The organism is Acinetobacter sp. YH12117 (assembly GCF_013418865.1).
GTDB classification, from domain to species: domain Bacteria; phylum Pseudomonadota; class Gammaproteobacteria; order Pseudomonadales; family Moraxellaceae; genus Acinetobacter; species Acinetobacter indicus.
The window spans coordinates 1-18865 of the sequence record NZ_VPBF01000027.1 but is presented as its reverse complement, the minus strand read 5'-3'; the positions used below and the strand labels follow the sequence as shown (position 1 = coordinate 18865).

Genomic DNA, 18865 nt, shown 5'->3' with positions numbered 1-18865 from the left:
TCCATGTTGCAACCTAAACGTACTAAGTTCCGTAAGGTTCAAAAAGGCCGTAACACTGGTCTAGCGCACCGTGGTAGCACTGTATCTTTCGGTTCTATCGCACTTAAAGCGACTGAACGTGGTCGTATGACTGCGCGTCAGATCGAAGCTGCGCGTCGTACAATCAGCCGTCGTGTTAAACGTGGTGGTAAGATCTTTATCCGTGTATTCCCGGACAAACCAATTACTGAAAAACCATTAGAAGTTCGTATGGGTAACGGTAAAGGTAACGTGGAATACTGGGTTTGCGAAATCAAACCAGGTAAGATCCTGTACGAAATGGAAGGTGTGAACGATGAATTAGCAACTGAAGCATTCAAGCTTGCTGCTGCTAAACTTCCGTTTAAAACCACTATCGTGACTCGGACGGTAATGTAATGAAAACTAAAGATCTACGTGAAAAGTCGGTAGAAGAGTTGAAAGCTTTGCTTGATGAGCAACAGCTTAACCAATTCCGTCTTCGTATGGCGAAAGCAACTGGTCAATTGGGTAAATCGCATGAAGTTGCGCTTACTCGTAAAACTATTGCACGCATCAAGACCCTCCTTACCGAAAAACAGGGGAACGGGCAATGAGTCAAAATACAGTCCGCACGTTAACTGGCAAAGTTGTAAGCGACAAAATGGAAAAATCTATTGTTGTCCTTATTGAACGCCAAGTTCAACACCCGTTGTATGGCAAATTGATTCGCCGTTCAACCAAATTACACGCTCATGATGAGAACAATACCGCTAAAATCGGTGATGTTGTAACCATCAAAGAAAGCCGCCCAATTTCTAAAACTAAGTCTTGGACTCTAGTTGAAGTTGTTGAAGCAGCTGCTGAGTAATTAACGTTCTTGTTGCATCATCGGTCAATTTCGAGTACTCTTTGAGCCTTTCGAAATTGTGACCGGTGATGCTCGGTTTTGGAGTAGGGCAATGATTCAAACCGAAACGATGCTCGACGTAGCAGACAACAGTGGTGCTCGCCGCGTACAATGTATTAAAGTACTTGGTGGTTCACATCGTCGTTATGCTTCTGTTGGCGACATTATTAAAGTTACTGTAAAAGAAGCAATTCCACGCGCACGTGTTAAAAAAGGTGACGTGATGAATGCTGTAGTTGTACGTACAAAATTCGGTATCCGTCGTCCAGATGGTTCTGTGATTCGTTTCGACGATAACGCAGCCGTTATTTTGAACAACAACAAAGCGCCGATTGCTACTCGTATTTTCGGACCAGTGACTCGTGAACTTCGTACTGAACAGTTCATGAAAATTATTTCATTGGCTCCTGAAGTTCTATAAGAGGCAATCATGGCTAAGATTAAAAAAGGCGATCAAGTAATCGTGATCGCAGGTAAAGAAAAAGGCAAACAGGGTACTGTTTTGTCAGTTTCTAATGACCGCGTTAAGGTTGAAGGCCTTAACCTGGTTAAGAAGCATCAAAAGCCGAACCGTGTTACTGGCGCTGAAGGCGGCATCGTAACTCAGGAAGCTTCGCTTCATATTTCAAACGTGGCAATTTTTAATGCTACAACCCAAAAGGCTGACCGTGTTGGTTACCAAACGATTGACGGCGTGAAAACTCGCGTTTACAAATCAAATGGTGAATCAGTGGCGGTAGCGAAGTAATAGGTTGAAATAGGCAATGGCCAGACTTAAAACACGTTACAACGACGAACTTAAAGCTCAATTACAAGAACAATTGGGCATTAAGAATGTGATGGAGATCCCTCGCATCACTAAAATCACTATCAACATGGGTGTTGGTGCAGCTGCCGCTGACAAGAAACTCCTTGATGGTGCTCTTTCTGATATGCAAGCTATCGCTGGTCAAAAGCCAGTTCTTACGTTAGCTCGTAAATCTATCGCAGGTTTTAAAATCCGTGATGGTTGGCCGATTGGTTGTAAAGTTACTTTACGCGGCGAACGCATGTACGAATTCTTAGACCGTTTGATCTCTATCGCGATCCCTCGTATCCGTGACTTCCGTGGTTTCTCTGCGAAATCATTTGATGGTCGTGGTAACTACTCTATGGGTCTTAAAGAACAAATCGTTTTCCCTGAAATCGATTTCGATAAGATTGATCGTATTCGTGGTATGGATATTACCATCACTACGACTGCTCGCACCGATGACGAAGGCCGTGCGCTTATGCGTGCATTCGGCTTCCCGTTCAAATAAGAGGTCGATATGGCTAAGAAAAGTATGATTAATCGCGAATTGAAACGCGAAGCTACTGTTGCGAAATACGCTGAAAAACGTGCTGAATTAAAAGCTGTTATTGCAAACGTAAATGCAAGCGACGAAGAGCGTTTCGAAGCGATGATGAAGTTACAAGCATTACCACGTAATGCGTCTCCAGTGCGTCTTCGTAACCGTTGTGGTTTAACTGGTCGTCCTCATGGTTACTTCCGTAAGTTCGGTTTAGGCCGTAACAAATTACGTGACACAGTAATGCAAGGTGATGTACCGGGCGTTGTTAAGGCAAGCTGGTAAGGAGCGACTAGAATGAGTATGCAAGATACCGTTGCCGACATGTTAACGCGTGTTCGTAACGCTCAAATGGCAAAGAAACAAACTGTTTCTATGCCTAACTCTAAGTTGAAAGTTGCGATTGCAAACGTACTTCAACAAGAAGGTTATATTGCCAATGTAGAAGTTGCTGACGTTGAAGGCAAAGCAACTCTTACTTTGACATTAAAGTATTTCGAAGGCAAACCAGTTATCGAAACTGTGAAACGCGTAAGCCGTCCTGGTCTACGTCAGTATCGCGGTAAAGATGCACTTCCAAGCGTTAAGCAAGGTTTAGGTATTGCAATTGTTTCTACAAGCAAAGGCATCATGACTGATCGCGCTGCACGTGCTGCGGGTATTGGTGGTGAAGTTATTGCTTTTGTTTCTTAATAGGTGATTCCTCATGTCTCGTGTGGCTAAAGCCCCAGTAACTGTACCTAACGGTGTAACAGTTACTCAGAACGGCCGGCAGGTCGAAGTGAAAGGCAGCAAAGGTACATTGTCTTTCAACCTGCATGCGCTGGTCGAGCTAAAACAGGAAGATGGTACTCTTCAAGTTGCTCCAGTAAAAGAGTCGAAAGACGCTTGGATGCAAGCTGGTACTGCTCGCGCTGTATTAAACAACCTTGTAAAAGGTGTAAGCGAAGGTTTCGAACGTAAGTTACAACTGATCGGTGTTGGTTATAAAGCTGCGGTTAAAGGTACTGTTGTTAACCTTAACCTTGGTTTCTCTCATCCAATCGATTACAGCCTTCCTGAAGGTGTAACTGCAGAAACTCCTACTGCAACTGAAATCATCCTGAAATCTGCTAACAAGCAATTATTAGGTCAGGTAGCAGCTGAGATCCGTGGTTACCGTCCACCAGAGCCATATAAAGGTAAAGGTGTTCGTTATTCTGACGAAGTTGTACTTCGTAAAGAAGCTAAGAAGAAATAAGGCGCGAGGTTCTTATGAACGAAAAGAAACAATCCCGTTTGCGTCGTGCGAAAAGCACACGCTTGCACATCCGTGCATTGGGTGCGACTCGTTTGTGTGTAAACCGCACTCCGCGTCACATCTATGCTCAAGTTATCTCAGCAGATGGTGGCAAAGTTTTAGCGCAAGCTTCTACTTTAGATGCTACTTTACGTGCTGGTACAACTGGTAACGTTGAAGCTGCCAAGAAAGTTGGTGCTTTAATCGCAGAACGTGCGAAAGCAGCTGGTGTAACTAAAGTTGCATTTGACCGTTCTGGTTTTAAATATCATGGTCGTATCAAAGCCTTGGCTGATGCTGCTCGTGAAAACGGCTTGGAGTTCTAATCATGGCTAAAGTTGAACAAAACGAAGGTCTTGTTGAAAAGCTGGTAGCCGTTGATCGTGTTGCCAAAGTTGTTAAGGGTGGTCGTATCTTCTCTTTCACAGCATTAACTGTTGTGGGTGACGGTAATGGTCGCGTAGGTTTTGGTCGTGGTAAAGCGCGTGAAGTTCCGGCTGCTATTTCTAAAGCACTTGAAGCTGCTCGTCGCAACATGATTACTGTTGACCTTGTTGACGGTACTGTTCAGCATCCTATTCATGCTCGTCACGGTGCAAGCCGCGTTTACATGCAACCTGCTTCTGAAGGTACTGGTGTAATTGCTGGTGGCGCTATGCGTGCAGTTCTAGAGGCTGTTGGCGTGCGTAACGTATTAACAAAATGTTATGGCTCTACAAATGCTGCGAACGTAGTAAACGCGACTTTCAACGGTCTGCGTGATATGACTTCTCCTGAGAAAGTCGCTGCGAAACGTGGTCTGACTGTAGAACAAATTCAAGGGTAATCAATCATGAAAACGATTAAAGTTACCCAGACTAAATCTGCATCGCACCGCTTGAAAAATCACAAGCTTTGCCTGAAAGGTTTAGGTCTGCGTCGTATTGGTCATACTGTAGAAGTGCAAGATACGCCTTCTAACCGTGGTATGATCAACCAAGTCTACTATATGGTTAGTGTAGAGGAATAAGCCATGACTCTGCGTTTAAATGAACTTGCACCTGCAGAAGGTGCTAAACGTGAAAACCGTCGTCTGGGCCGTGGTATCGGTTCTGGCGTAGGTAAGACTGGTGGCCGTGGTGTCAAAGGTCAAAAATCACGTAAGAGCGGTGGCGTACGTCCAGGTTTCGAAGGTGGTCAAACTGCGTTATATCGTCGTTTACCTAAATTCGGTTTCACTAGCCAAATCGCTTTAAGAACTGCTGAAGTACGTTTATCTGAGCTTGCTAAAGTTGAAGGCGACATCGTTAGCCTAGAAACTTTAAAAGCGGCGAACGTTGTGCGTAAAGACATGATCCGTGCGCGTATCGTACTTTCTGGTGAAATTACTCGTGCTTTCACTGTTCAAGGTGTTGCATTGACTAAAGGCGCTAAAGCTGCTGTTGAAGCTGCTGGCGGTAAAGTCGAGGAGTAATCTCCAGTGTCTATGTCTCCTAGTTCTTCAGGTCATGTACATATGATGAAAGGCCAACCATTTCACGTGAAATATCGTGAAATTATTCGCCGAATGATGTTTCTCATTGGTGCGTTATTGGTATTTCGACTAGGAGCGCATATTCCAGTACCAGGCATTAATAATGCCGCACTTGAAAATCTTTTTAATGCAAACTCAGGTACTATCCTGGGTTTGTTTAACATGTTTTCGGGTGGTGCATTAGAGCGAATGTCGATTCTTGCTCTCGGGATCATGCCCTACATCTCTGCGTCGATTATCGTGCAGCTGATGTCAACCGTGGTTCCTTCGCTGGAAGCTTTAAAGAAAGAAGGCGAGCAGGGCAAGCGTAAGATTAATCAATATACGCGCCAAGGTACCTTGTTCCTTGCCTTAGTACAGGCAATCGGGATGTGTGCAGGTCTGATCAGTCAAGGGATTACCTTAACGTCAGGTCTTGCGTTTTACGTTCCGGCAGTCACCTCGCTGGTGGCGGGTACAATGTTCCTGATGTGGTTGGGTGAACAGATTACCGAACGTGGGGTGGGCAATGGTATTTCCATGATCATCTTCGCCGGTATCGTTGCCGGATTGCCAAATCTGATTTTGCAATCGCTATCTTCAGTCGATAATGGTCAAACCAGCCTGATTGGTCTGGTGATTTTTGGTCTGTTGTCACTGGCGGTACTGGCAGCCATTGTGTTTATCGAGAAAGCGCAACGTCGTATTCCGGTAAACTATGCTCAAAAACAGCAAGGTCGTCGTGTATTTACTGCACAGCAAACCCATTTGCCATTAAAAATTAATATGGCAGGTGTGATTCCGGCAATTTTTGCCAGCTCTCTGCTGTTGTTCCCGGCCAGTCTGGGTCAATGGGTAGGAAGTGCGGATCCTGATGCAGGGATTATCAAGCGTAGCTTGCAAGATCTGGCACTCGTATTGTCGCCTGGACAGCCATTGTATTTGGTGCTCTTTGGTGCGTTAATTATCTTTTTCTGTTATTTCTATACCGCGCTAGTTTTTAGTCCGAAAGAAGTGTCAGAGAACTTGAAACGCAGCGGAGCTTATGTGCCTGGTATTCGCCCAGGTGAGCAAACTGCTCGTTACTTAGATCATATTCTCAATCGTTTGACCTTTATTGGTTCGATTTATATCACAGTGGTCTGCTTGATGCCGATGGTATTGCAGAGCTCGTTTGGTATTCCATTCTATTTGGGTGGTACCTCATTATTGATCGTTGTGGTAGTCGTGATGGACTTTATGGCTCAGCTTCAAGCACATCTCACCTCGCACCAGTACGATAATCAAACGTTAATGAGAAAAACGACTGCTCATCCTAAGGGATAAGCGCACTTAGAGGTTTCATCATGAAAGTACAAGCTTCTGTAAAGAAAATTTGTGGTAGCTGTAAAGTTATCCGTCGTAATGGGGTTATCCGCGTAATTTGCAGCGCAGAACCTCGTCATAAGCAGCGTCAAGGTTAATCTGATCAAGACCTGTTGATTTCAGTAGGCTAATTAGGTTATTATCCGCCCCTCAAGATTTTTGTGGGGCGGTTGATTATCTTAACTGCCTTTTTGGAGAAAATTGAATGGCTCGTATTGCCGGTGTAAACATTCCGGATAACAAGCATGCTGTTATCTCTCTAACGTACATCTTTGGTATTGGTCGCCACACTGCTAAGAACATCTTAGCTGCTGCTGGTATCGCTACTACCACTAAGATCCGTGAATTAGATGACGCTCAGCTTGATGCGATTCGTGCAGAAGTTGCTAAGGTTCCGACCGAAGGTGACTTACGTCGCGAAATTTCCATGAACATTAAACGTTTAATGGATTTAGGCTGCTACCGCGGTCTTCGTCATCGTCGCAGCTTGCCTGTCCGTGGTCAACGCACCAAAACTAACGCACGTACCCGTAAAGGTCCGCGCAAACCAATTAAGAAATAAGATTTCTGGAAGCTAAAAGATGGCTAAAGATACTCGCACACGCAAGAAGGTCACCCGTACCGTCTCTGAAGGTGTTGCACACATTCACGCTTCTTTTAATAACACCATTGTGACTATTACCGATCGTCAAGGTAATGCACTGGCTTGGGCCACTTCAGGTGGACAAGGCTTCCGTGGATCACGTAAATCAACTCCGTTTGCTGCTCAGGTAGCTGCTGAAGTTGCTGGTAAAGCTGCTTTAGATTACGGTTTGAAAAACTTGGACGTCCTTGTAAAAGGTCCTGGTCCAGGTCGTGAGTCTGCGGTTCGTGCATTAGGTGCAGTGGGTTATAAAATTAACAGCATTACCGATGTGACTCCAATTCCTCACAACGGTTGCCGTCCACCTAAAAAACGTCGCGTGTAAGGAGAAACATTCATGGCTCGTTATATTGGTCCAAAATGCAAACTCTCTCGCCGCGAAGGGACAGACCTGCAACTAAAATCTGGCGTTAAACCATTTGACGTCAAAACTAAAAAACACGCTAAAGCTCCTGGTCAACATGGCCAAGCGCGCGGCAAACAATCTGAGTATTCACTACAATTACGTGAAAAACAAAAAGTACGTCGTATGTACGGTGTTTTAGAGCGTCAATTTAGTAATTACTATAAAGAAGCAGCTCGTGTTAAAGGCGCAACAGGTGAAAACTTGTTGAAATTGCTTGAAAGCCGTCTTGATAACGTCGTTTATCGCATGGGTTTTGGTTCTACACGTGCAGAAGCTCGTCAGCTTGTATCTCACCGTAGCATTACTTTGAATGGCCGTCGTGTTAACATCGCGTCTATCCAAGTTAAAGCTGGTGACGTGATCGCAGTTCACGAAGGTGCTAAACAACAATTACGTATCAAAAACGCAATTGAATTAGCTGCTCAACGTGGTATCCCTTCTTGGATGGAAGTTGATCACGCTAAATTAGAAGGTACGTTCAAAGCTGCACCAGATCGTTCTGATTTACCTGCTGAAATCAACGAAAGCTTGATTGTAGAATTGTATTCTAAATAATCCTTGAGGTAGCAATAATGACGCGTACTGCAAATGAGTTTCTAACTCCGCAAGCGATCAAGGTCGAAGCGGTTAGCGGGACCTCGGCAAAAGTTATTCTGGAACCATTAGAGCGTGGCTTTGGTCATACTCTTGGTAATGCTTTACGTCGCATCCTTCTTTCTTCTTTACCTGGCGCAGCTGTGGTTGAAGTTGAAATTGAGGGTGTTGAGCACGAGTACAGTACCTTAGAAGGCTTGCAGCAGGACATCGTCGAGCTCTTGCTGAACCTGAAAGGATTGTCTATTAAGCTATTCGATCAAAATGAAGCTTATTTGACATTGGAAAAACAAGGTCCAGGTGACGTTACTGCAGCTGACCTTCGTTTACCGCATAATGTTGAAGTGGTTAACCCTGAACACTTGATCGGCACTTTAAGTGCATCAGGCGCGTTAAAAATGCGTTTGAAAGTGGCTCAAGGCCGTGGTTATGAAACATCTGACTCACGTTTCCCTGAAGGCGAAACTCGCCCAGTGGGTCGTTTACAGTTAGATGCTTCTTATAGCCCGATCAAACGTGTGTCTTACATCGTAGAAAATGCGCGTGTAGAACAACGTACTGACCTTGACAAGCTGATCATTGATCTTGAAACCAACGGTACTGTTGATCCTGAAGAAGCAATCCGCAAAGCGGCAACAATCTTGCAACAACAAATTGCAATCTTTGTTGACCTTCAGAAAGATCAGGCACCTGTGGCTCAAGAACCTCGTGAAGAAGTTGACCCAATTTTGCTTCGTCCAGTAGATGATCTAGAGCTTACTGTTCGTTCTGCTAACTGTTTGAAAGCAGAAAATATTTACTACATTGGTGATCTTGTACAGCGCACCGAGGTTGAGTTACTTAAAACACCTAACCTGGGTAAAAAATCGCTTACTGAGATCAAAGATGTTCTGGCATCGAAAGGCTTGCAGCTCGGCATGCGTTTAGAGAACTGGCCACCAGCTAGTCTCCGCATGGACGACCGCTTCGCTTATCGTAGCCGTTAATTAAGTAGGACTATTCACCATGCGTCATCGTAATAGTGGTGTGAAATTAGGCCGTACCAGCAGCCACCGTAAGGCGTTGTTCCAAAACTTAACCAATGCTTTAGTTGAGCACGAGTTAATTAAAACAACTTTGCCTAAAGCGAAAGAACTTCGCCGCGTTGCTGAGCCTTTAATCACTTTAGCTAAAAACGATACAGTTGCAAACCGTCGTTTGGCGTTTGCTCGTACTCGTAATGCAGCAACTGTTGGTAAATTATTTACCGTTCTTGGCCCTCGTTACAAAGAACGTAACGGCGGTTATCTACGTGTTCTTAAAGCGGGCTTCCGTGCAGGTGATGCTGCACCGATGGCTTACGTTGAACTTGTAGATCGCGAAGTTAAATAATTTCGCAAGAGCAGTTCAGTTGTTCTAAAAAAGGTCGGTTTTTTAAACCGGCCTTTTTTTTATGGCCAGTTGTCAGACAATTTTTCTGTTGTGTCCCGAATTGATATAAATTTTATCGCTTTTTATCAAACTTGACATTGAGTATTGTCAAATCTGTGCTTTAATAAAAACAGAACGTTGAACAGGTATAAAAACAAAATGGACAAGCATGTTGATATTCTGATTGTGGGTGCGGGCATCTCTGGTATTGGTCTGGCCGCGCATCTTTCCAAACACTGCCCGCAGCGCACCTTTGAAATTATCGAGCGTCGTGAGAGCTTTGGGGGCACTTGGGATTTATTTAAATATCCGGGTATTCGTTCCGATTCGGATATGTCGACCTTTGGCTTTAATTTTAAGCCCTGGACGCAAGACAGCATTCTGGCTGATGGCGCTTCAATTAAGAACTATCTGTCAGAAGTGATTGCAGAGTATCAACTGAAATCCAAAATTCATTTCCAGCATCGGGTGCTGTCTGCCAATTATGATAGCCAGACCCAGAAATGGTCTGTCGTGATTGAAAATGCACAGGGCAAAAAACAGACCTGGATCGCCAATTTTGTTCTGGGGTGTACCGGTTATTACAATTATGATCAGGGCTTCCAGCCGGATTTCCCGAATCAGTCGGCATTTAAAGGTACTTTTATTCATCCACAGCATTGGCCGGAAAACTTCGATTATTCTGGTAAAAAAGTGGTGATTATTGGCAGTGGTGCTACCGCTATTACCTTGGTGCCTGCAATGGTCAAAGGCGGTGCAGCGCATGTCACCATGCTGCAGCGCTCACCGACCTATATTGCTTCCATTCCATCGGTAGATTTTATCTATAACAACATGCGCAAGGTGTTGCCGGAGGAGCTGGCTTATAAGCTGACGCGGGCACGAAATATTGGTATGCAACGCGGTGTGTATGCGCTGGCACAGAAACAGCCGAAGCTGCTGCGTAAATTTTTATTAAAGTCAATTGAGATGCAGCTGAAAGGCAAAGTGGATATGAAACACTTTAGCCCGAGCTATAATCCATGGGATCAGCGTCTGTGTGTGGTGCCAGATGGAGATTTGTTTAAAGTGCTGCGTGAAGGGCAGGCCAGTGTTGAAACCGACCAGATTGAAGCCTTTACCGAACAGGGCATCCAGTTAAAATCTGGCAAACATCTTGACGCAGATGTGATTGTGTCGGCTACCGGTCTGCAAATTCAGATTTTAGGCGGGGTTAAAGCCACCATTGATCATCAGCCTTTGGATACCTCGAAACATATGCTGTATCAGGGTGTGATGGTCAGCGATGTGCCGAATATGGCCATGATTATTGGCTATATCAATGCCTCCTGGACTTTAAAAGTTGATATTGCTGCGGATTATATCTGCCGTCTGATTAATCATATGGATCAGCAAGGCTATACCGAAGTGATTGCGGAAGGTGATCCTTCAGAGTTGATGGAAGACACTGTGATGGGTAGTTTAACTTCGGGTTATATTGCCCGTGCCGCGAATGTGATGCCAAAGCAGGGTAAACATGCGCCTTGGCGAGTGAGCAATAATTACCTGAAAGACCGTAAGGATTTAAAACAGGCTTCATTTGCTGATCCGGTGCTGAAGTTCCGTAAAGCAGTCAGTGAGTCTGCACGTAAACCTAAACTGGTGTCTTAAGCACACATCATCATGATCGTGCAATGAACAAAGGAAGCTCAATTGAGCTTCCTTGTTGTTTATATCGGGTTCTACGCTTGTAATGCGTTATAGGGAGCGGGAAATCAGCTCTTTCATAATTTCATTGGTACCGGCATAAATCCGGTTGGCGCGATTGTCTAAATACGCACGGGCAATCGGATATTCCAGCATATAGCCATAGCCGCCATGCAATTGCAGACATTCATCCACCACTTTGGAAAACAGCTCCGAGATTTTGTATTTGGCCGCCGCTGCTGCATCAACACTTAGCTGATCTTCGAGCTGCAGTTCCATACACCGGTCCAGATAGGCGCGGCAGAAATCAATTTCAGTGCGCATTTCCGCCAGTTTAAAGCGGGTATTCTGAAAGGCGCCAATCGGTTTACCAAAGGCTTTACGTTCTTTGGTGTATTGCAGGGTATGCGCAAAGGCTGCTTCGGCACCGGCCTGACAGATAATCGCCACAATCATGCGTTCCCAGGCCAGCTCTTTCATCAGCATGATAAAGCCCATACCTTCCATCCCGAGCAGGTTTTCTTTGGGTACCCGGACATTGTCAAAAAACAGCTCGCAGGTGTCCTGACCTTTCATGCCAATTTTATTCAGCGGTTTACCTTTGCTAAAACCGGCACGATCTGCCTCGACCATAATCAGCGACAGGTTGGCAGAACCTTTGTCACTATTGCCAGTTTTACACACCACAATCGCCATATCGCATAAATAGCCATTGGTAATAAAAATTTTAGAGCCGTTAATGACGTATTCATCGCCCTCTAAAACTGCCGTGGTGCGTACTGCCTGTAAATCTGAGCCTGTGCCCGGTTCGGTCATGGCAATGGCGGTGACCACTTCACCTGTCGCCATTTTCGGCAACCAGTGCTGTTTTTGCTGTTCGTTGCCAAAATTATGAATATAGTTGGCGACAATATCGGAATGCAGCGAGAAGCCGGTGGCCGAGTCGCCGGCATAGGCCTGTTCTTCAATCAGGATCATGCTGTAGAGGCGATCTACTCCAGAGCCACCATACTGCTCTGGCATGGTGGTACACAGCAGTCCCAGTTCACCGGCCTTGTTCCATAAATCGCGGTCTACATGCTGTTGCTGTTCATATTTTTCCGTATTCGGCAAAACTTCCTTTTCATAAAATTTGCGCACCGTATCGCGGAATGCCTCATGCTCACTCTGAAATAATTTTCGTGGCAACATGTTGTTGAGTGGGCGAATTGCAGCAGATTGCATGGTTAGAGTTCCTTCACTTATTTTTATTCCTTGAAACTAAAGCAAACTGAGCCGGCAGTACAATGTGCAGAAACATCATTTCTGGCTTTTTGCTGGCGGTTTTGGTCAGTCCGATAAATTCATCGAAACTTTTTCTGGGCTGGGTTAAACTAATTGCGATATCAATATGATGTGGACAAAACCATGAGTGAAGACATTAGCTTAGAAGAGCGTAAAGTGATTTATCGTGCCCGTCGCGGTTTAAAGGAAATTGATGTCTACTTTGATCCTTATGTGAAAAACTATTATTTAACCGCTGATCCGGAAGAAAAAGCCACGTTTGCGGCGCTGGTTGAACAGGAAGATCCGGATTTGCTGGACTGGTTTATGGAAGTGTCTGAACCGCCACGCCCGGAAATGCGCGAGCTGATCCGTAAATTAAAACACTATGTCCACGGCTAAGCGCGACTTTCAGCTGAAACCGAGCCGTCTGGCGCTGCTGTTTCAGCTGAGCCTGCTGATTCTATTTTCTGTTTTAAGTTTTCAATTATTACATCCGCTGCTTTGGCTGCTAGGTCTGCTTCTGGCGGCTGTCAGTTATTACGGGTTTCAGCGACGCTCCCAATTAACCGCCTTGGCGCATTTAGATGGGGCAGAGTGGAGTCTGCAGTTTAATTCTGGCTCCAAGATTCAACGCGGTCTGCTCGAGCATATTCTGGATCATCAGCTGTATCTGGTGCTGTATTTTCATCATGCACCGGTCAAATCTGCAGTCATCTGGCGTGACCAAGTTTCGTTTGCAGAGTGGAAAGCCTTAAAAACATTGGCAGAAACCATCTAATTGTCAGACAGTTGTATATTTTAATATAAAAATAAGATATTGATTTTAAATAAATTTATAAAGTCTATCATTTTATTTGTCCTACACAGTCACGGTAAATTGGCAAAAAATACCGATTGTTGGACAAAAGCCTCTTGTGTTTGAAAATTATCCAGATATATTAAAGACACCAACAGCAAACAGGGAAATCGCCAGGGTGATCGCCACGTGAATGTTTCTGGTCATCGCAATTGTGTTCAATTGTGGCTGGATGATGAGGAAGCTTGCTGAAGGAACGAATTGCACCAATAAAATGCCCGTAATTGGGTTCCAGTTAATAAGTAGCATGTGCTGAACCGTCGCAATGCTACTTTTTTTTGCCTAAAATTTGGCTTTCCTGCAAATTCAGTCAATTTTCTTGCCCGCTTTTCATGTCAAAGTACAGCTCTCAGATTAGAGTAAATGCTCTTTTATTCAGATAATGCATCTGATATGTTTGTTGCCATGGACATAAACACAATTATAGAGGACAGGAAAATGTCGCAAGTCCAAAAAATCTGCCAGGGTGTGGCGGTTATTGCATTCACAACAACACTTCTTTCCGGCTGTTCACAAGTGGTGAAAACCGGTGCCAATGTGGCTTTAGGTTTTACTGAAAAACATATTGTTCCTCCCATTCTGGCCATGGATGATGCCGAAATGGTCTGTAGCAGCGGTAATTCCCTGACCCCTGCAATTATGGCCACCAAAGATATGGGTGCAGACCCGACCCGGGTTGCGGTGCTGATGTATTCAGCCGCCGGTATCTGTGCGGAAAACCGTGCCCTGGATGCCGAGCTGCGTTATTTACGTGCGTCAAAAGCCGGACAGGTCAGTGAAGCGCAAGATGCCCGGATTGAACAGAAACGCTGGGCGGCTATTGCGGCACAGCGCCAATATACCGGTTATCAGTTATTCCAGAATCGCTGGGAAAAGAAATACAGAAAACCACTGGGTGAAGGCTGCCCGAAAATGAACAGCGATATTGATCAGACCGTGTATTTGCTTGGCATGATCAGTGGTTTACAGGCCATGACCAATGATATTAACTCTGGCGGTGCGGTGCATGTGCCTAAAGATATTGCTGCCGTGGTCGAGCGTGGCATGACCTGTCTGAACAATGAAAAATTCTGGGGTGCACCACAAGCCACCCGTGCCGTGATCTGGACCTTGTTGCCAGGTGCGGGAGAGGGCAAACCGGAGCCGTATCAGACCCTGAAACAGTCGATGCAAATTGGTGAGCAGAAAGGTGTGCGCCTGTCGCATGCCCTGTATGCAGTGGCCGCGCAGGCCAGCGGCGATGATGCCAAAATTCGTGATGCGCTAAAATCATTTGCGGCTGCACGCACCGAAGAAAAACCGATTAACCCACAATTCAAGTTAATTGACAGTATGGCCGCCACCATGGTGCAGGGGATTTCTGACCGTTACTGGACTGAAAATACCGGGGTACGTACTGCCGATGATGGTATGAGCCGTTTCTGGGATGAGCAGGACAATGCGTCTGAACTGGATGATTTATTTGGTGAAGATACAACGGCCGTTCCAGATACGGAACTCAACAATCTGTAAATAGTCGCTACGAGGAGGACGCTTTATACTTAAAAGATTCAACAGGGACAACGACATGACACTTCATTTTTTCAGTAAGAAAATTATTTTTATTGCCGTGTTTATGTCGCTGGCGGCCTGTTTGCAGGTGTTTGCGGATCATTTTATTTATTGGCGTCCTGCTCTGTTACAAGAATTCTGGCGCTTGTGGACAGCGCATTGGGTGCATGTGGGCTGGGTGCATTATCTGCTGAATATTCTGGCCTTTGCCTGTTTGCCTTTTATTTTTCCGCGGGTCAAAACCTGGCATTTTGTCAGCCTGTTATTGCTGTTACCTCCGGCTATCAGTTTCAGTTTCTATGTCCTGTTTCCACATATTGAAGCCTATGCCGGCCTGTCTGGGGTGCTGCATGGAGCGTATATGGCAGTGGCGGTGGTGCATCTGCTTGATGCTCAAGAACGCCGGTTTGCCGCGCTGGTATTGCTGCTGATTCTGGCCAAACTGCTGTGGGAAAATACCTTTGGCAGTAAGGAAACGGCCGAGCTGATTGGCAGCCCGGTACTGGTCGAGGCGCATTTGCTGGGCGTGATCTGGGGTGCGGGATTGGCGATTGTCTATCTGATCTATACCTACAGCTTGAAAAAGTGATCCGGTTGACCATTTCCACCAAAAAGAAAATGAATATTGTCATTTTAAATGAATGTACTTTGATGCACATTCGAAAAGAATGACAACAAGATTTGAATAGCAGCAGGATGGCTGCTTGCTACAGGATGCGCGAAATACGGCCCTGTTGCCGTTTCCGAAAATAAAAAAACAGGAAAAAATATGTCAAATCAAGGACAACGCAGATCCGGACTGGATCTGCTCAGATATATATGGACAGAATGGATTTCTGCCTTTGTGATTCTGGTGTTGCTGCTGCTGACGCTGATCATTGGAACTGGTGAGATGATTCACGGCCAGCTGTTGCGTATGGGCGAACGTCTATACGGTGATCCTGCCACCGGTATGCAGTATTCATTCTTGCGCGCTGAACCAAGTGCCCCTGACTGTGACCGCAACCCGGATATTGACGGCCAGGTGCAGGCACAAATGAAAGCCAATGCGGCCGATGAATTTGCTGATATTTTTGGAACCCCGTCTGAATCGGATGTGCGTGCCTCAATTATGGCTGCGCAGCAGGTCTGTGAAGAAAAATATGTGTTTTATGATCAGGCTGTGCAGCATATGCAGGCGCATCCAAGTTTACGCACCTATCGCAGTGTAGAAACCACCTTCTTTGGCATCTTTAAATTTGGTACTGAAAACCGTGCCTTGCTGCTGGTGTTGATGGTGGTGTTTGCCGCGATTAGTGCCACTTTAAAAACCCATCATATTGGTTTGCGTGGGCCTGCCACACGAATTGATTATCGGATATATACCACCTGCATGACCGTGGCCAATGCCTTTCTGGCGTTCTCGGCCTATAGCCAGTATCGTTCGGTGCTGAATTCCGGGGTGCCGATGACCGGTGAAATGCAGATCATTTACTGGTTGTGGATGATCCTGTTTAGTGCGCTGACCCTCATCAGTTTATGGCAGTTTGTTCGTCCGCCTGCACCAACGCGAGAAGGCGGCAGTCTAGGTCTGGCTTTCCTGAGTGTACCGCTGTATGCCTATATGGCCATTATTACCGGTATTGCCTTTACCTTCTTCATGGATTATCCAATGGGGCAGGGGATTTACCTGGGCCAGCTGGTGGAATTCTCCAGCATCTTCCTGAATCTGGCGCTGTTTATCTGGGCCGGTATGCTGCTGAAACAGACCCGTGTGGTGGATAAATTCCTGAACATCATGCGGCCATGGAATCTGGCACCCGAAACCCTGACCTGGTTAATCCTGATTGGTGCGGCATTACCGACAGCCTATACCGGTGCCTCGGGGATTTTTGTGATCGCGGCCGGTGCCATCATTTATAAAGAAGTCTGGAATGCTGGCGGGCGCCGTCAGTTTGCCCTGGCAGCAACGGCTTTATCTGGTTCGATGGGGGTAGTCTTACGTCCATGTCTGCTGATTGTGGTTGTTGCCTCTTTAAACAAGGAAGTCACCACCGATGTGCTGTACCACTATGGCGTGTATGTATTCCTGCTGACTACAACAATTTTCCTGGTGGTATCGCTGTTCTTTGCTGAAAGTAAGTTCCGGATTGCTTCACCAGCTGTGGCTGCACCACGATCTTTACGTGCCATGGGTGCGGTGGTGCCGTATGTGATTATTTTCGTGCTGATCTGGATGTTCTACAAATATGCGCTGGACACCAACCTGAACGAATTTACCGCGCCGGTGATGATGCCTGTGATTCTGCTGTTAATTGTCCTGTTTGATAAATTGCGGCATGAACCGGCGCCAATTCCACCAGTAGGTCATTGGGATGAAAGCCTGACAGCAAAATATACCGATTCATCGCAACCGGCGCTGGCGACCGCCAGTGCAGTCAGTGGTGTGGAATACCGCGATGGCGTACATACTGCAACTGAGGATACTGGCATGTCGGCGGATCATAGCGTGGCGGTGTCCGAGCCGGAGCGTGAGGTTGGCTTCTGGAAGTCGATGCACATTTCCATTAGTGAAACCGTGGGGCATATTGGTGCACTGGTGATTTTGATGGCCTTATCGGTCAGTGTCGGCGGCTTCCTGGAACGGATTGAAATCATGGAAGCTTTCCCGACCGATATCAGTAGTACCTTTATTGTGATTAGCCTGATTGTGCTGGTGATGGTACTGGTCGGCATGATTATGGACCCGTTTGGTGCGGTCATCCTGATTTCTGCCACGGTGGCACCGGTAGCCTACCAGTATGGGATTGAACCGGTACATTTCTGGATGATTACCCTGATTGGCTTTGAAATGGGCTATATCACCCCGCCGGTCGCGCTGAACCACTTGCTGGCCAGGCAGTCGATTGGCGATGAAGAAGTGGCGGCGGCAGATGCCGAAGTGCGCCACAAATCCTTCTACTATCGTTTTGAGCGCTGGATTCTGCCGATTCTGGTGATGCTGCCAGCGATGCTGATCATTGCCTATGTACCATACTTCTTTAAACTGTTTGGCTGGTATCAGTAAGCCAGCCGTTCAACCGTGATGATGACCATACCCTGATCTTTTGCGAAAGGTCAGGGTATTTTTATGGCGCCTGTGTAGGACTGGCTTTTTTAAACAGCGGGCTGCACAGTAAAATCGCAATTAAAATCAGGCCAAAGCCGAGCAGGCTAGACAGATCTGGCAATTCCTGCCAGAACAAAAAGCCCCAGATGCCGGCAAAAATAATCGCAATATAATTTACCGGCCCAATCTGACCGGCAGGTGCCAGACTATAGGCCCGCGACATAAAAATCTGGCTGATATTGGCCAGCACCCCGGCACTGATCAGCAGGCCCAGTTCACTCCATTGATAGCTTCGCCATAGCCAGAACATTGGAATGACTGAAATCAGGGTGCCAATCAGGCAGAAATAAAACACAATCCGTTCTGGTGGTTCGGTTTGCGTCAGGGCGCGCACAGTGACAAAGGCCATTGCGGCCAGAAAACTGGCGCCCAGACCAATGATCGACAGATGATTGAACAGGCCGGCATCTGGTTTGGCCACACAGAGTACGCCCATTAGACCAAACAGGGCGGCGATCAGCATGGCTGCACTGACTTTTTCTTTCAGGAATAACCAGGCAATGAGCGGAATAAAGATCGGGGAAGAATAGGTAAACACCATCGCATTGGACAGTTTAAGCTGGGCAATGGCATAGAAAAAGCCATACATCGCCAGCAGACCGACCACACTACGCCAGGTATGCATCCACAGACGCCGGGTTTTAAAAAAGCCGAGGCCTTTATTGAACAGCAGCGGCAGAAAAATAAACAGGCCAATAAAATTACGGAAGAACACAATAGTGGCATTGTCGACCGTATGCGAGGCGTAGCGGATACACACGCCCATCAGCGAAAACAGAAAAGCAGAGAGGGTTAATAACTGCCAATTGAAATCTACTTATTTCTATATTATTATATACAGATGAGTAGATATGTTAGTATTGGCGTTGCAGCTAAAACACTGGGTGTTTCCATCCAAACCCTAAGAAGATGGGATGAGGAAGGCACTTTA

Annotated in this window: 29 protein-coding genes and 1 pseudogene; 27 read left to right on the top strand and 3 right to left on the bottom strand. The window is 46.1% G+C overall.

All coding sequences use genetic code 11. The features are described from left to right. The first annotated feature begins 3 nt into the window (after positions 1-3). From rplP to FTU55_RS10185, 21 genes are all read left to right on the top strand, one after another. A complete protein-coding gene (rplP, locus tag FTU55_RS10285) occupies positions 4-417 on the top strand; it encodes a 50S ribosomal protein L16 (protein WP_005180280.1) in 414 nt (137 codons plus the stop codon). Then, positions 417-614, top strand: coding sequence for a 50S ribosomal protein L29 (gene rpmC / locus FTU55_RS10280; RefSeq protein WP_180047003.1), 198 nt, complete (start codon positions 417-419; stop codon positions 612-614). Before rplP ends, rpmC begins: the two co-directional genes overlap by 1 nt. Then, complete coding sequence (gene rpsQ / locus FTU55_RS10275) at positions 611-868, top strand: 30S ribosomal protein S17 (protein WP_019836860.1); 258 nt, start codon at positions 611-613, stop codon at positions 866-868. The genes rpmC and rpsQ overlap by 4 nt, the downstream gene beginning before the upstream one ends. Before the next feature lie 91 nt (positions 869-959). Continuing rightward, on the top strand, positions 960-1328 hold the full coding sequence (rplN, locus tag FTU55_RS10270) for a 50S ribosomal protein L14 (protein WP_001982634.1): 369 nt from the start codon (positions 960-962) through the stop codon (positions 1326-1328). 9 nt (positions 1329-1337) lie between these two features. Beyond that, the gene (gene rplX / locus FTU55_RS10265; RefSeq protein WP_005180274.1) at positions 1338-1655 is read left to right on the top strand and encodes a 50S ribosomal protein L24; all 318 of its coding nucleotides are present in this window, start codon (positions 1338-1340) and stop codon (positions 1653-1655) included. A 16-nt stretch (positions 1656-1671) separates the two neighbouring features. After that, the gene (gene rplE / locus FTU55_RS10260) at positions 1672-2208 is read left to right on the top strand and encodes a 50S ribosomal protein L5 (RefSeq protein ID WP_005180272.1); all 537 of its coding nucleotides are present in this window, start codon (positions 1672-1674) and stop codon (positions 2206-2208) included. A gap of 9 nt (positions 2209-2217) precedes the next feature. Further along, positions 2218-2523: a 30S ribosomal protein S14 gene (gene rpsN, locus FTU55_RS10255; RefSeq protein ID WP_180047001.1), complete on the top strand. Its 306-nt coding sequence runs from the start codon at positions 2218-2220 to the stop codon at positions 2521-2523. 12 nt (positions 2524-2535) lie between these two features. Beyond that, the gene (rpsH, locus tag FTU55_RS10250; RefSeq protein ID WP_180046999.1) at positions 2536-2931 is read left to right on the top strand and encodes a 30S ribosomal protein S8; all 396 of its coding nucleotides are present in this window, start codon (positions 2536-2538) and stop codon (positions 2929-2931) included. A gap of 13 nt (positions 2932-2944) precedes the next feature. Then, positions 2945-3478, top strand: a complete 534-nt coding sequence (rplF, locus tag FTU55_RS10245; RefSeq protein ID WP_180046997.1) for a 50S ribosomal protein L6 — start codon at positions 2945-2947, stop codon at positions 3476-3478. Positions 3479-3492: 14 nt separating this feature from the next. Further along, on the top strand, positions 3493-3843 hold the full coding sequence (rplR, locus tag FTU55_RS10240; protein ID WP_005180260.1) for a 50S ribosomal protein L18: 351 nt from the start codon (positions 3493-3495) through the stop codon (positions 3841-3843). 2 nt (positions 3844-3845) lie between these two features. Then, positions 3846-4343, top strand: a complete 498-nt coding sequence (gene rpsE, locus FTU55_RS10235) for a 30S ribosomal protein S5 (protein ID WP_005180258.1) — start codon at positions 3846-3848, stop codon at positions 4341-4343. A gap of 6 nt (positions 4344-4349) precedes the next feature. Further along, positions 4350-4526, top strand: a complete 177-nt coding sequence (gene rpmD, locus FTU55_RS10230; RefSeq protein WP_005180256.1) for a 50S ribosomal protein L30 — start codon at positions 4350-4352, stop codon at positions 4524-4526. A 3-nt stretch (positions 4527-4529) separates the two neighbouring features. After that, complete coding sequence (gene rplO, locus FTU55_RS10225; RefSeq protein WP_168381465.1) at positions 4530-4970, top strand: 50S ribosomal protein L15; 441 nt, start codon at positions 4530-4532, stop codon at positions 4968-4970. Between the two features lie 45 nt (positions 4971-5015). Continuing rightward, positions 5016-6335 (top strand): preprotein translocase subunit SecY, encoded by a 1320-nt coding sequence (secY, locus tag FTU55_RS10220; protein WP_171065119.1) that lies wholly within the window; start codon positions 5016-5018, stop codon positions 6333-6335. Positions 6336-6355: 20 nt separating this feature from the next. Continuing rightward, complete coding sequence (gene rpmJ / locus FTU55_RS10215) at positions 6356-6472, top strand: 50S ribosomal protein L36 (RefSeq protein ID WP_000867907.1); 117 nt, start codon at positions 6356-6358, stop codon at positions 6470-6472. A gap of 107 nt (positions 6473-6579) precedes the next feature. Beyond that, positions 6580-6936, top strand: coding sequence for a 30S ribosomal protein S13 (gene rpsM, locus FTU55_RS10210; RefSeq protein ID WP_005012957.1), 357 nt, complete (start codon positions 6580-6582; stop codon positions 6934-6936). Positions 6937-6955: 19 nt separating this feature from the next. Further along, complete coding sequence (rpsK, locus tag FTU55_RS10205; RefSeq protein ID WP_001040166.1) at positions 6956-7342, top strand: 30S ribosomal protein S11; 387 nt, start codon at positions 6956-6958, stop codon at positions 7340-7342. A gap of 12 nt (positions 7343-7354) precedes the next feature. Continuing rightward, complete coding sequence (rpsD, locus tag FTU55_RS10200; protein ID WP_016658534.1) at positions 7355-7978, top strand: 30S ribosomal protein S4; 624 nt, start codon at positions 7355-7357, stop codon at positions 7976-7978. A gap of 17 nt (positions 7979-7995) precedes the next feature. Beyond that, positions 7996-9003 carry a DNA-directed RNA polymerase subunit alpha gene (locus tag FTU55_RS10195; protein ID WP_005180245.1) on the top strand — a complete coding sequence of 336 codons (1008 nt, stop codon included), beginning with the start codon at positions 7996-7998 and terminating at the stop codon, positions 9001-9003. A gap of 19 nt (positions 9004-9022) precedes the next feature. Further along, positions 9023-9388: a 50S ribosomal protein L17 gene (rplQ, locus tag FTU55_RS10190; protein ID WP_004754212.1), complete on the top strand. Its 366-nt coding sequence runs from the start codon at positions 9023-9025 to the stop codon at positions 9386-9388. A gap of 198 nt (positions 9389-9586) precedes the next feature. Next, entirely contained in the window at positions 9587-11077 is a 1491-nt protein-coding gene (locus tag FTU55_RS10185) for an NAD(P)/FAD-dependent oxidoreductase (protein WP_005180241.1), read from the top strand. Positions 11078-11164: 87 nt separating this feature from the next. Here FTU55_RS10185 and FTU55_RS10180 read toward each other — a convergent pair whose 3' ends face one another. Continuing rightward, on the bottom strand, positions 11165-12337 hold the full coding sequence (locus FTU55_RS10180) for an acyl-CoA dehydrogenase family protein (protein WP_005180239.1): 1173 nt from the start codon (positions 12335-12337) through the stop codon (positions 11165-11167). Positions 12338-12520: 183 nt separating this feature from the next. Between FTU55_RS10180 and FTU55_RS10175 the strand changes: the two genes are divergently transcribed. Together FTU55_RS10175 and FTU55_RS10170 are read left to right on the top strand one after the other, a co-directional pair. After that, positions 12521-12778 carry a succinate dehydrogenase assembly factor 2 gene (locus FTU55_RS10175; RefSeq protein WP_005180238.1) on the top strand — a complete coding sequence of 86 codons (258 nt, stop codon included), beginning with the start codon at positions 12521-12523 and terminating at the stop codon, positions 12776-12778. After that, positions 12765-13157, top strand: a complete 393-nt coding sequence (locus FTU55_RS10170) for a hypothetical protein (protein ID WP_168390958.1) — start codon at positions 12765-12767, stop codon at positions 13155-13157. Before FTU55_RS10175 ends, FTU55_RS10170 begins: the two co-directional genes overlap by 14 nt. Before the next feature lie 147 nt (positions 13158-13304). Here the strand turns inward: FTU55_RS10170 and FTU55_RS10165 are convergent, their stop codons facing one another. Beyond that, the gene (locus FTU55_RS10165) at positions 13305-13484 is read right to left on the bottom strand and encodes a hypothetical protein (protein WP_127801044.1); all 180 of its coding nucleotides are present in this window, start codon (positions 13482-13484) and stop codon (positions 13305-13307) included. Between the two features lie 189 nt (positions 13485-13673). Between FTU55_RS10165 and FTU55_RS10160 the strand changes: the two genes are divergently transcribed. The 3 genes from FTU55_RS10160 to FTU55_RS10150 all read left to right on the top strand — a co-directional run bounded on the left by FTU55_RS10160 (position 13674) and on the right by FTU55_RS10150 (position 17832). After that, positions 13674-14747 carry a hypothetical protein gene (locus tag FTU55_RS10160; protein WP_045795327.1) on the top strand — a complete coding sequence of 358 codons (1074 nt, stop codon included), beginning with the start codon at positions 13674-13676 and terminating at the stop codon, positions 14745-14747. Between the two features lie 55 nt (positions 14748-14802). Next, the gene (gene rrtA / locus FTU55_RS10155) at positions 14803-15375 is read left to right on the top strand and encodes a rhombosortase (RefSeq protein WP_160240943.1); all 573 of its coding nucleotides are present in this window, start codon (positions 14803-14805) and stop codon (positions 15373-15375) included. Between the two features lie 180 nt (positions 15376-15555). Beyond that, positions 15556-17832 carry a TRAP transporter large permease subunit gene (locus FTU55_RS10150; protein WP_127799343.1) on the top strand — a complete coding sequence of 759 codons (2277 nt, stop codon included), beginning with the start codon at positions 15556-15558 and terminating at the stop codon, positions 17830-17832. A gap of 61 nt (positions 17833-17893) precedes the next feature. On the opposite strand, the pseudogene FTU55_RS10145 reads toward FTU55_RS10150, so the two are convergent. After that, a pseudogene (locus tag FTU55_RS10145) lies at positions 17894-18730 on the bottom strand (DMT family transporter); the annotation flags it as partial. A 45-nt stretch (positions 18731-18775) separates the two neighbouring features. Between FTU55_RS10145 and FTU55_RS10140 the strand changes: the two are divergent. Continuing rightward, positions 18776-18865: MerR family DNA-binding transcriptional regulator (locus FTU55_RS10140; protein WP_180046995.1), on the top strand; the 90-nt coding region annotated here is incomplete at its 3' end.